At 34.6% G+C, this 12,799-nt stretch carries 10 protein-coding genes; 9 read left to right on the top strand and 1 reads right to left on the bottom strand.

Going from position 1 to position 12,799, the window contains the following annotated elements:
• Positions 1–78 precede the first annotated feature (78 nt).
• Together mnmG and EG342_RS05370 are read left to right on the top strand one after the other, a co-directional pair.
• The gene (gene mnmG, locus EG342_RS05375) at positions 79–1,941 is read left to right on the top strand and encodes a tRNA uridine-5-carboxymethylaminomethyl(34) synthesis enzyme MnmG (RefSeq protein ID WP_103288733.1); all 1,863 of its coding nucleotides are present in this window, start codon (positions 79–81) and stop codon (positions 1,939–1,941) included.
• 117 nt (positions 1,942–2,058) lie between these two features.
• Positions 2,059–2,880, top strand: a complete 822-nt coding sequence (locus EG342_RS05370) for a class I SAM-dependent methyltransferase (protein ID WP_103288732.1) — start codon at positions 2,059–2,061, stop codon at positions 2,878–2,880.
• A 1,324-nt stretch (positions 2,881–4,204) separates the two neighbouring features.
• Here EG342_RS05370 and EG342_RS05365 read toward each other — a convergent pair.
• Positions 4,205–5,395: a phosphoglycerate kinase gene (locus EG342_RS05365; protein ID WP_103288731.1), complete on the bottom strand. Its 1,191-nt coding sequence runs from the start codon at positions 5,393–5,395 to the stop codon at positions 4,205–4,207.
• Between the two features lie 646 nt (positions 5,396–6,041).
• Between EG342_RS05365 and rpiB the strand changes: the two genes are divergently transcribed.
• The 7 genes from rpiB to tsaB all read left to right on the top strand — a co-directional run bounded on the left by rpiB (position 6,042) and on the right by tsaB (position 12,773).
• Positions 6,042–6,476: a ribose 5-phosphate isomerase B gene (rpiB, locus tag EG342_RS05360; RefSeq protein WP_034694035.1), complete on the top strand. Its 435-nt coding sequence runs from the start codon at positions 6,042–6,044 to the stop codon at positions 6,474–6,476.
• 336 nt (positions 6,477–6,812) lie between these two features.
• Positions 6,813–8,963 (top strand): ribonuclease R, encoded by a 2,151-nt coding sequence (gene rnr / locus EG342_RS05355; protein WP_103288730.1) that lies wholly within the window; start codon positions 6,813–6,815, stop codon positions 8,961–8,963.
• 248 nt (positions 8,964–9,211) lie between these two features.
• Entirely contained in the window at positions 9,212–9,898 is a 687-nt protein-coding gene (locus EG342_RS05350) for a LysE family translocator (protein WP_103288729.1), read from the top strand.
• A complete protein-coding gene (locus EG342_RS05345) occupies positions 9,895–10,824 on the top strand; it encodes a S66 peptidase family protein (protein ID WP_103288728.1) in 930 nt (309 codons plus the stop codon). Before EG342_RS05350 ends, EG342_RS05345 begins: the two co-directional genes overlap by 4 nt.
• An 18-nt stretch (positions 10,825–10,842) precedes the next feature.
• Positions 10,843–11,214 (top strand): YraN family protein, encoded by a 372-nt coding sequence (locus tag EG342_RS05340; RefSeq protein WP_103288727.1) that lies wholly within the window; start codon positions 10,843–10,845, stop codon positions 11,212–11,214.
• Between the two features lie 67 nt (positions 11,215–11,281).
• A complete protein-coding gene (locus tag EG342_RS05335) occupies positions 11,282–12,031 on the top strand; it encodes an SDR family NAD(P)-dependent oxidoreductase (protein ID WP_103288726.1) in 750 nt (249 codons plus the stop codon).
• Positions 12,032–12,098: 67 nt separating this feature from the next.
• Positions 12,099–12,773, top strand: coding sequence for a tRNA (adenosine(37)-N6)-threonylcarbamoyltransferase complex dimerization subunit type 1 TsaB (tsaB, locus tag EG342_RS05330; RefSeq protein ID WP_103288725.1), 675 nt, complete (start codon positions 12,099–12,101; stop codon positions 12,771–12,773).
• Positions 12,774–12,799: the final 26 nt, after the last annotated feature.

Raw genomic sequence — 12,799 nt, 5'->3', positions numbered from 1 at the left:
GTGCATTCTCCAAAAATGTTTCACGTGAAACATTGATTATAAAGATAAGGTTTAAAGCTTAATAAGCGAGATAGAAAAATGATTTCAGAAATATATGATGTAATAGTAGTCGGTGCCGGACATGCAGGTTGTGAAGCAGCAGCAGCAGCAGCCAACCTCGGTTCAAAAACCCTACTTGTTACTATGAATATGCAGACCATCGGACAGATGAGTTGCAACCCGGCAATGGGTGGAATCGCAAAAGGACAAATCGTAAGAGAGATTGATGCAATGGGAGGATACTCCGGAATTGTGGCAGACAAATCTGCAATCCAATTCAAAATGCTGAATCTTTCAAAGGGTCCTGCCATGTGGTCTCCAAGAACCCAAAATGATAGAATGCTTTTTGCCGAAGAATGGCGATTGGCATTAGAGAATACTCCCAATCTTGATTTCTTTCAGGATATGGTGAAACAACTGATTGTTGAAAATAATAAAGTAACTGGAGTTGTTACTTCTTTAGGAATTGAGATCAAAGCAAAATCAGTGGTGCTTACCAACGGAACTTTTCTTAACGGACTAATCCATGTTGGAGACAAACAATTAGGCGGAGGAAGAATGGGTGAACCAAGAGCATTCGGAATTACCGAACAATTGGTAAATTTAGGCTTCGAAGCCGGAAGAATGAAAACCGGTACTCCACCGAGAGTGGACGGAAGAAGTTTGGATTATTCTAAAATGGAAGAACAAAAAGGAGATGAAAATCCTCAAAAGTTCAGTTATCTGGATACTCCAAAATTAACCAAACAATTAAGCTGTCATATCGTTTACACAAACGAAACAGTACATGATATTTTAAGAGAAGGCTTTGATAGGAGCCCAATGTTTAATGGAACTATTCAAAGTTTAGGACCTAGATATTGTCCAAGTATTGAAGATAAAATTAATCGTTTTGCAGAGAGAAACAGGCATCAACTTTTCGTAGAACCGGAAGGATGGAAAACTGTGGAGATCTATGTAAACGGATTCAGCTCTTCTCTTCCTGAAGATGTACAGATCAAAGCAATGAAACATATTCCAGGATTTGAAAATGTAAAAGTTTTCAGACCGGGTTATGCTATCGAGTACGACTACTTCCCTCCTACCCAATTGAAGCACACCCTGGAAACAAAATTGATTGACAATTTATATTTCGCAGGACAGATCAATGGAACAACCGGATATGAAGAAGCAGCTGGTCAGGGATTAATTGCAGGAATCAATGCTCATAATAAAGTTCATGAAAAAGGGGATTTTATCTTAAACAGAGATGAAGCCTATATTGGAGTTTTAATTGATGACCTTATTACAAAAGGTACTGAAGAACCTTACAGAATGTTTACTTCACGTGCAGAATACAGACTTTTATTAAGACAGGACAATGCCGATATCAGATTAACAGAAAAAGCGTATCAATTAGGACTGGCAAAAGAGGAGAGATTAAGAAAAGTAGAATCCAAAATATCTGATAGTCAATCACTTGAAGAGTTTTTACGAGAAACTTCTTTAAAACCAGGTGTTATCAATCCAATTCTGGAATCTATTGAAAGTAACCCGGTAGATCAGGCTTACAGAGCAGCTCAGATCCTTACCAGACCTAATATGACGTTGGAAAAGTTGGATAATATTGATTTCATCAAAGAAATTTCATCAAAATATAACGATGAAGTAAGAGAACAAGCAGAAATCAATATCAAATACAAGGGGTATATTGAGAAAGAAAAAGAAAATGTAGCCAAATTAAACCGTCTGGAGAACATTAAAATTCCCGAAGACTTTGATTATACTAACCTTTCCAGCCTTTCTGCAGAAGCAAAACAGAAAATGTCCAACGTTCGTCCGAAAACTATTGCACAGGCAGGAAGAATAAGCGGTGTATCACCAGCTGATATAAACGTTTTACTAGTGTATTTGGGACGTTAAAAATAAAAATGTTTCACGTGAAACATATATAAATTTAAAATAAAAATTAAGGTATTTATAAGCTTACAAGCAGCTTCTGAATATCTTAATTTTTTAATATAAAAGATCACGACTTCAATGAAAATAAAAGATCATTTTCTTTCACAGGAAATATTTGAAATCAAAGAAACAGAAACTAAAGGAGTATTCAAAACCTCCCCTATTCCATCCAATATTTCCAAATATTATGAAAGTGAAGATTACATTTCCCATCATCAGGATTCCGGAAGCATAAAAGAAAAATTATATAAATTCCTTCAATCCTTTAATCTGCAGTATAAGAAAAATATTCTGCTGGATCGTATAAAAAAAGGATCCCGTGTTTTGGATTATGGATGTGGTGCCGGAGAATTTGTAAAATATATAGAAAATGATTTTGAAACTTTCGGATTTGAACCGGATTCTGACGCTCGTACAGCAGCACAAAGTAAAATAAGCAAAGCAGAAATTTTGGATAATATCCAAAAAATCGAAAATACAAGTTTAGACGCTATTACTTTATGGCATGTATTTGAGCATATAGAAAACCAGGATGAAATGCTCAACCTCTTTCATGAAAAATTAAAAGATAAAGGATTACTTATTATAGCTGTTCCTAACCCCACCTCTTATGATGCTCAACATTATAAAGAATATTGGGCGGCTTATGATGTACCAAGACATATTTATCATTTTTCAAAAAATGGAATGGAAAATCTAATTTCTAAAAATCCAAATTGGAAAATGAGAAAAATCAAACCATTGGTCCTTGACTCTTATTACATCTCTATGTTAAGCGAAAAATATAAAAAATCACCTCTTTTTTGGCTGAAAGCAACCATTTACGGAACAATTTCTAATATAAAGGGCATTTTTTCGTCCGAATTTTCAAGTTTGATATATATTATCGAAAAAAGATAGAAAATCGATTTTTAAGCCATTTATGAAGGTCAAATTTCAGCCTTTTGAATCAAAAAATATAGAAACTCAGGAAAATCTCCTGAGTTTTTTTATTTGGAACTATAATCAAACGATGGATAAAAAATGAAGATCTTAAAAAAGAAAAAATTTAATACATAAAATCAAAGACTTATATTTTAAAGAACTCCCCTACCCCTTAATTTGATATCATTAAAAAAAAATTATCAACAGCGTTAAACCACATATCAAAGTTTACCATAAAATATAGTAAGCACCCGATGGAAAAATTACACAAAGCCACAAGAAAGCTTTAAAAGTAAAAAAAATAGAAAACGAAAATAATTCATACAGAAACACCCTTATTATCCCTCAAATCAAAAATTATAGGATTTAATAGGTAAGAATTAAATTATTACGTAAAAACACCAGTTCTGAAGGTTACTTTTTTACCATAAAAAAAAATAATAATCATTTGCTTCCCTACTCTATGCATTCGCAAAAAAAAACGAAACTTCGTTAAAACAAAATTCTTATAACATTAAATCAAAGAATAGTATTTTTCCAAACTTAGGAGCTTTTAAAAAAAATTTAGTTGATTACTAAGTAAGATTAAAAATCTAAAATTCTACTAAGAAATAGTATACTTATATCAGCTCACAAATTCTAAATAAAAAAATAACATCATTTCAATTTTCAATAACTCTTCAATGCACCTTCAAAGAATTGAGAAAATACATATGAAAAACTAATGTGAAAATTTGGAATTTATTCATTCAAGAAAAACGAACAAAGCTGAATTTAAATTTTTTTATATCACTAATTCCTGCTTTGCACCGTTGAAAAAATTGAAGATTGGCTACCAAATATAAACAACAATTTCCCGATTAAAGCTAAAAATCCAACCATTATAGTTATAACTTATAATTATAACTAAGTATTTACGGTTGCTTATTATACTAGCATCAATTCTTCAAAAATAAAGAAAATCCATAACAAATCGTGGTAAAAATATCTAAAACGTTTACCAAGTAAAAGCGCCAATATTAACATATCCTTAAACAATGAAACCAAACCTTAAGGTATTAATGTTCTCAAAATTAAAACATCCATTATAATAATCATAAGAAATAATCAAAATATGTATGTATAATACAATATGAATACACATGAAAATCTCAGTTCAGATCTGTGAAAATCCCAATATTTACGCCCTATTTAGCACTTTTCTAAAGCACAAAATACAATTAAATTATAGGAAAAAAACATCAAAAAATAAAAAAACCTGCTAATAAAATTAGCAGGTTTTATATCTGAAAAAATAATATTAATTATTGATAGCAGCTACTCCAGGAAGCTCAAGACCTTCCAGACTTTCAAGCATTGCTCCTCCACCTGTAGAAACATAACTCACCTGATCAGCATATCCGAATTGTTTAACGAAAGCAACACTGTCACCACCTCCTACTAACGAGAAAGCTCCCAATCTTGTTGCTTCAGCTATACTCTCACCCAATGCAACAGTTCCACCAGCAAAATTTGACATTTCAAAAACACCGATCGGACCGTTCCAAAGTATTGTCCTTGAGTTCAATAGCACATCATTAAACTGATCTCTGGATTTATGACCTGCATCCAATCCCATCCAACCTTCAGGAATTGCATAGATATCAGTCTCTTTTCTTTCAACATCATTACTAAAACTTTCAGCAATAATAGCGTCTGAAGGAAGATATACTTTTACTTTATGTTCTTTTGCTTTTCCTAAAATCTCAAGGGCCAAAGGAAGTTTATCCTCCTCTACTAAAGAGTTACCAATTTTTCCACCAAGAGCTTTAATAAAGGTAAAAGCCATACCTCCGCCAATGATTAAATTGTCTATCGCAGGAAGGATATTTTCTATAATGGTAATTTTAGTTGAAACTTTCGAACCACCCAAAATGGCTGTAATAGGTCTCTCACCACTTTTTAATACTTTATCAATCGCCTGTAGTTCCTTATTCATTAATAAACCGAAAAACTTAGTTGATGGAAAGAACTTGGCAATAACAGCTGTAGAAGCATGAGCTCTGTGCGCAGTACCAAATGCATCATTTACAAAAGCATCTCCCAATTTCGAAAGTTGCTCAGCAAATCCTTCATCGCCTTTTTCTTCTTCATTATGAAAACGTACATTTTCCAATAATAGGATCTCACCCGGCTTCAATTCAGCTGCAGCTTTTTCAGCCTTCTCTCCTATACATTCATCAACAAATTTCACTTCTTTTCCAAGAACAGCAGAAACTTCACCAACGATATGTTTCAAAGAGAACTCATCTTTCACTTCTCCTTTCGGTCTTCCAAGGTGTGTCATTAAAATGACAGAACCGCCATCATTAAGAATTTTCTCAACCGTAGGTTTCACCGCTACGATTCTTGTGTTATCAGATACGTTGAGTTGATCATCCTGCGGAACATTAAAGTCCACTCTTACCAGAGCCTTCTTGTCTTTAAAATTGAAATCATTGATTGTTTTCATATGTAGATTTATTTTATTTCTTGAGATCGAATGCAATCGCCCTGGTTAAAATGGTTTGCCTTTCGGCATATTTTGTCTGGGGCAATTTCATCAATTTGATTTGAATTTTCGTTTCACAAATGTAAGGTTTTAAACTTTTTCAACAGATTGATTAAAATAAAAGTTTTCAAAAACTTTCCCCGAACCCAATCACCCATTAATCAACAAATTCTTTCTCTTTAAAAAAAAGAATAACGTTGTTGTTGTTATGTATTGTTAGTATCGGGGATAAGTTTTAGGCTTAAAGTTTATAATACTCAACTCCTACTCAATTCATATTTAACTCACAATGTAAAAGGCTGTAAATAGGCTATTTCACACACTTATTCACAATTGTTGATAACTTTGAGAAATACCAATTCTTAGTTATTTTTTTATGGAAAAGCCTGGGGATAGCTGAAGAAAACATCTGGAAAGTTGTGGTCAAAATTTCCGGAAGAGTTTTCCATTACGAAATAAATTGATCTTTAAAAATAGAAAGTTGATAAAAGTTTTCCACACTTATTAACATACCTTTTAACAATTAATCCCCGGTTTACTAACACGAATTGTTATTATCCTTACCTTTGTAATGAAATAAAATCTAAAAAGACTTAATACAAGTATTATGAAAAGAAAAATTGCTATTGCAGCAGACCATGCAGGCTATGAATATAAAGAGATTGTTAAGAACTATCTTTCAGAACGATTTGAAGTACAGGATTTTGGAACGTTTTCCACAAACAGTGTGGATTATCCGGACTTTGTACACCCTGCAGCAACCTCTGTTGAAAATGGGGAAAATGAGTTGGGAATTCTGATCTGTGGAAGCGGAAACGGAGTTCAGATCACTGCCAACAAACATCAGAAGATAAGATGCGCACTTTGCTGGATGCCGGAGATTGCAACACTGGCGAGACAACATAATGATGCCAATATGATTTCTATGCCGGCAAGGTTTATATCAAAAGAATTGGCTCTTGAAATTGTAGACAAATTTCTTTCAACAGATTTCGAAGGTGGAAGACACCAGAACAGAGTTGATAAAATTGCAGTTTGCTAAATATACTAAGGCTTGTAAATCGTATTACAAGCCTTATTTATTTTTTATTCGTACATTTGCATTGTCCAATAGAAATTACATTCTATTTTTCTCTACAATCCTTCTCCATATTAAGAGATATTTTAATAGAAGGTTTTTCTCTTTTCTTCTCCATATTTGTAGTAAATTTATACAGAACTAAAGCTCCCGTTATAAGTAAACTGAAATGGAATTGCTGATGTTTTTACTGTAACAAATTAAATAACAAAAATTGAATTACCTTTATATTATTATATAGAGAGAAATTTTAAGATGGGTTTATTTTGATGGAACCCAAAACAAATTAAAAAAATTAAAATGCCAAAAAAAAGAAAATATATAAGTCATAAAAATGATTTAAAACTAATGGAAATCGGAAGACTTATTCTCCGATTTATGAATGCAAATGCATCCAAAATTTATAACTATAAACAGATCGCTGAAGGGATCGATTATAAGAACCCGAGACAACGAGAATTAGTCATTCAGGCTCTACATAAACTTCAAGGTTCTGAAAAGATCCAGGAAGTAGAAAAAGGCAAATATATTGTGAATTTGAAAATTGCCGGAACACTTACGGGAATTATCGATTTCAATCAAAGTGGTAATGCCTATGTAAGTGTCGAAGGATTGGAAGATGATGTCTTCATTCATGCAAAAAATGTGAAAGATGCCTTACAGGGTGATAAGGTTCTTATTATAACTTATCATTATAAAGGTAAGAAGCTGGAAGGTTCAGTTCTCGAAGTTTTAGAAAGAACCAGAACAGAATTTGTAGGTACTTTTCAGAAGGTTGCTCACAAAGATTTCGGCTTTGTTGTTTGTGATAAGAAATCAATCAATACAGATATTTTTATTCCCAGAGGAAAATTCAGTGATGCCGAAGATGGCGACAAGGTAATTGTCAAAATGACGGAATGGAGACCAGGTGATAAAAATCCTCAGGGCGAAATTACCCAAGTACTGGGTGCTCCGGGAGAACATGAAACAGAAATCCACTCTATTCTGGCGGAATATGGACTTCCTTATGAATTTCCGAAAGAAGTTGAATTAGATGCAGATAAAATTGACCGAAGCATCACTGATGAAGAAGTAGCAAAACGTCGGGATATGCGTAGTATCTGTACATTTACTATTGACCCTAAAGATGCTAAGGATTTTGATGATGCCTTATCAATTCAAAAGCTGGAAAATGGAAACTGGGAGATTGGCGTTCATATTGCCGATGTATCTCATTACGTAGTTCCGGGAACGATGCTTGATGATGAAGCTTATAAGAGAGCTACTTCGGTATATTTGGTAGACAGAGTAGTTCCAATGTTGCCGGAAGTGTTGAGTAATGATGTTTGCTCCCTTCGTCCAAATGAAGATAAATATACATTCTCTGCAGTTTTCGAATTGAATGATCAGGCAGAAATTCAGAAACAATGGTTTGGAAGAACAGTAATTCATTCAGACAGAAGATTTACGTATGAAGAAGCTCAGGAACGTATCGAAACAGGACAAGGAGATCTGGTTGATGAAATCAACACGCTTGACCGGTTAGCCAAGATTTTGCGTAGCGAACGTATCAGAAAAGGTGCTATTACATTTGATAGAAGTGAAGTAAGATTCAATCTTGATGAGAATAATGAACCGATCGGAGTTTACTTTAAAATAAGTAAAGATTCTAACCACCTGATCGAAGAATTCATGCTTTTAGCTAATAAAAAAGTGTCGGAATTTGTATCCCTTACGAAAAAAGGAGAGATTACAAATAATACATTTATCTATAGAGTGCACGATGACCCGGATCCTGCAAAGCTTGAGGCTTTAAGAGACTTTGTTTCCACTTTCGGATATAAAATGGATCTTGCCAATACCAAAAAAGTGGCGGAATCTTTAAATAGATTACTTCACGATGTAAAAGGTAAAGGGGAAGAAAATATGATTGAAACATTAGCGATGAGGAGTATGAGCAAGGCAGTTTATTCTACAGAACCTATCGGACACTACGGCCTTGGTTTTGATTATTACAGTCACTTTACCTCTCCTATCCGTCGTTATCCTGATTTGATCGCTCACCGTCTTCTTCAGCATTATCTGGATGGAGGAAAATCTCCAAACAAACCTGAGCTGGAAGAAAAAGCAAAACACTGCAGTTCAATGGAGAGATTAGCTGCCGATGCAGAAAGAGATTCCATTAAGTTTATGCAAGTGAAATTCATGGAAAAACACCTTGGAGAAACTTTCACAGGAGTGATTTCCGGGGTTGCAGAATTTGGTTTCTGGGTAGAAATTCCTGAAAACGGTGCGGAAGGTCTTATTAAATTAAGAGATCTTGTAGATGATTCCTATATGTATGATGCCAAAACACATGCTGTTTACGGTATGAAACACGGAAATAAATACCAGTTGGGAGACCAGGTTCAGATCAAAGTGGTAAAAGCCAATTTAATTCAAAAGCAATTGGATTTTAAGATTGTGTAGGATTAGTATTTGTCTTCGGATAAAATATAAAATGAAAAAAGACCGTTATGTTGTAAAAACAGACGGTCTTTTGTTTTTAAGTTCCAGGTACTTTCTTTTTCGGTTCTACAGCACATTCATTGAAAATCTGTTGTTCAAAACACGAGCTAATTACTATTGATATATCACAACTTTATTGAATAATTAAATCATAAAGTATAACTTTGTATTAAACGAAATGAATTTTTGTTCATTTTAAAATATATTAAATGCTTGAACTTGTATTATCTGCCGTCATATTAGGATTCATGCTGAGTCTGGTTTTTATAGGGCCTATCTTTTTCCTTTTAATTGAAACCAGCTTTTCCAGAGGTCCAAAACATGCTTTATCATTGGATCTCGGAGTTATTACTGCGGATCTCTTATGTATTCTTGCGGCATATTATGCTAGTGCGGATATCGTCACTTTAATTGATAAACATCCCGGTTTTTACAGAATCACTTCCATCCTTATTTTCGTCTACGGAATTGTAATGCTGGTTACCAAAACCAAGATGCATATGCCGGGTGAAGAAAAAATTATTAGTCAAAACTATATTAAAACTTTTTTTAACGGTTTTTTCTTTAATCTCTTAAATGTAGGTGTCATTCTTTTCTGGCTGGTAACGGTAATTTCCGTAAGGAATCAATATCCGGACACTAGCAGCTTTGTTTTATATATAGGAATTGTAATCGGAACCTACCTTTGTATTGATCTGGCTAAAATATTTCTTGCCAAACAATTTCACGATAAACTTACCCAGAAACTGGCCAACCAGATCAGAAGAGTGGTTGGTGTTATTCTTATTATTTTCAGTTTCTTTATCTTTTTACAAAGCTTCAAAAAGTTTAACCAGTTTGAAAGACGACTGGAAGAAGCAGAGAAAAAAGAAGTAAAATACCAAAAAACAAAATGAAAAAAATGATCTTTCCGAAACCCCTTAAAAAAGGGGCGAAAATTGCCGTTATTTCCCCAGCGGGAGCCGTAGAGCCATCCCAACTGGAAAAGGGAATAGAAATGATTAAAAGCAGAGGATTTGAGCCTGTCCTGGGAAAACATCTATACACTAAGTTTTCTAACGGCTACAATTATGCAGGAACGGAACAGGAAAGGATAAAAGATATCAACTGGGCATTAAACGATAAAGAAATCGGTGCAATCTGGGCTTCCAGAGGCGGTTACGGATGTCAGCATCTCGTTCAGCATCTGAAGTTGAAAAACTTTACAGAAAACCCGAAATGGTACATTGGCTATTCTGATAATACGGTTATACAAAGCTATTTGTTGAAAAAAGGATTTGTTTCTATTCATGGGCAAACTATTAAAACATCAAGTTTTGGAGTAACCGATGAAAGCTACAACGGAATTTTTGATATTTTAAAGGGTAAGACCCCAAAATATAGCCTGCAGCCCCATAAATTAAATAAAAAAGGAAATATTGAAGGTGAAGTTATCGGAGGCAATTTGGCACTGGTTTATGCCCTTTTGGGAACTTCCTATTCTTTTGATTTTAAAGATAAGATTCTATTCATTGAAGACATCGGAGAAAACTTTTATGCCTTAGACCGAATGATTATGAGTCTTGAACTGGCTGGAGTTTTCAAAAAGATTAAAGGCCTTATCGTTGGTGGAATGACCAATATGGGTGATGAAAAAGACAATAAAAGCTACGAAGAAAGCTTTGATGAATTTGCCTATCAACTGATCTCCGAAAGAATTTCGAAATATAAATTTCCGGTAGTTTTTGGCTTTCCCAATGGTCACATTAAGGATAACAGACCTCTGCTGATTGGAGGAAATGCAAAGGTGAAAATTGACACCAATGTAAAGATCGAATTTTAATACTCTCCTACTTAAACGATGGCTAGTCACAATGATTTTGGAAAAATAGCAGAAGATATGGCAACAGATTATCTTCAGAAAAACGGCTATAAAATCCTGGTCAGGAATTTCCGTTTCCAGAAAGCAGAAATCGATATTATTGCTGAGAAAGATAATCTGATCATCATTACCGAAGTGAAGGCAAGATCTACCGATGCTTTTATACTGCCTCAGGAAGCCGTCACCAAAACAAAGATCAGATCTATTGTTTCCGCTGCCAATCACTATCTGGAAGAATTTAAAAGAGAGAATGAAGTGAGATTTGATATTATTTCCGTTTTACCTGATGAAAAGAGAAACTTGTGTATTGAGCATATTCCCGATGCGTTCCAGGCATTTGATGCCAACTAATAAATAAAAGATAATAACAATTTGTCAGTATCGTACACTGTCCGATTGATCCATTAATACTTACTTTATGAAGACAATATTAATCACCGGAGCGACTTCTGGTATAGGTAAATCCACTGCTGAGTTATTGGCGAAACAAGGGAACAGAATTATCATTTGTGGAAGAAGAAAGGAGGTGTTGGAATCTCTTAAAACGGAGCTTTTTCAATATGCCGAAATATTTAGTTTAATATTTGATGTGCGTCAACTAAACGAAGTGGAAGCTGCCATCAGCTCCCTTCCGGACGAATGGAAAGATATTGACGTTCTGATCAATAATGCCGGTAATGCTCACGGGCTAGATCCATTGTCAGCAGGAAAGACAGATGATTGGGATTCAATGATAGATGGGAATGTAAAAGGACTTTTATATGTTTCCAAAATGATCATCCCGGTTATGAAAACTAAAAACTTAGGTCATGTAGTTAATATCAGTTCCGTTGCTGCAAGACAAACTTATGCCAATGGTGTTGTGTATTGTGCTACCAAGAAAGCAGTAGATGTTATCTCAGAAGGAATGAGATTGGAACTTACTGAATTTGGAATTAAAGTAACCAATCTTCAACCCGGTGCTGTGGAAACAGATTTTTCAATGGTACGATTCAAAGGTGATTCTGAAAAAGCAGCTAATGTATACGCCGGATATGAACCTTTAAAAGCCGAAGATATTGCAGATGCCATTGCCTACTGTGTGAATGCTCCGAAACATGTGACGATTTCCGACATGACCATCTATCCCAGTGCTCAGGCTGAACCAAGAACGATCTACCGCAAATAGTCTCAAAATAAAGCTTTAAATTTGTAAAATATTACCTGCAATTTGCAGTTTAGTTTAAATCAAGAAAATGAAAATTCTATATCTCGAAACCTCTTCAAAGAACTGTTCAGTAGCCGTATCTGATGATGATAAATTATTGTGTCTGTGTGAAGAAGTTTCTGAAAATTATAAACAATCCGAAAGCCTTCATACCTACGTGGAATGGGCGCTGGAAGGCGCTGGAATTTCACTTAAAGAAATCGAAGCTGTTTCTTTGGGTAAAGGACCGGGATCATACACGGGTTTAAGAATTGGTGCAGCTTCTGCAAAAGGATTCTGCTACGGACTGAAAGTTCCATTGGTAGCCGTGAATTCTCTTGAAAGCATGATAGAGCCTTTTTTAGGCCATAACTATGACTTTATAATTCCATTGGTCGATGCGAGGAGAATGGAGGTTTATACGGCCGTTTATGACGGTAAAACCGGAAAAGAGCTTGCAAAGACCGAGGCTAAAATTCTTGACGAGAATTCTTTTGAAGAATTCAGAGATAAAAAAGTGTTGTTTGTAGGAGACGGAGCCAAGAAAACAAAGGATATTGTAAATCTTCCTGACGCTGAATTTAAGGACGACGTATACCCTTCTGCGCAATACCTTATCAGGCCTTCACTGGATAAACTGAAAAACAATAAGGTGGAAGATATCGCCTATTTTGAGCCTTTTTATCTAAAAGATTTCCACGGAGTAAAGAAAAAGGAATCGTAGTATTCTGTACGAACAGAGAATAAACA

Source organism: Chryseobacterium lactis (genome assembly GCF_003815875.1).
Taxonomy (GTDB): domain Bacteria; phylum Bacteroidota; class Bacteroidia; order Flavobacteriales; family Weeksellaceae; genus Chryseobacterium; species Chryseobacterium lactis.
This window is presented reverse-complemented; position numbering and strand designations above follow the sequence as displayed.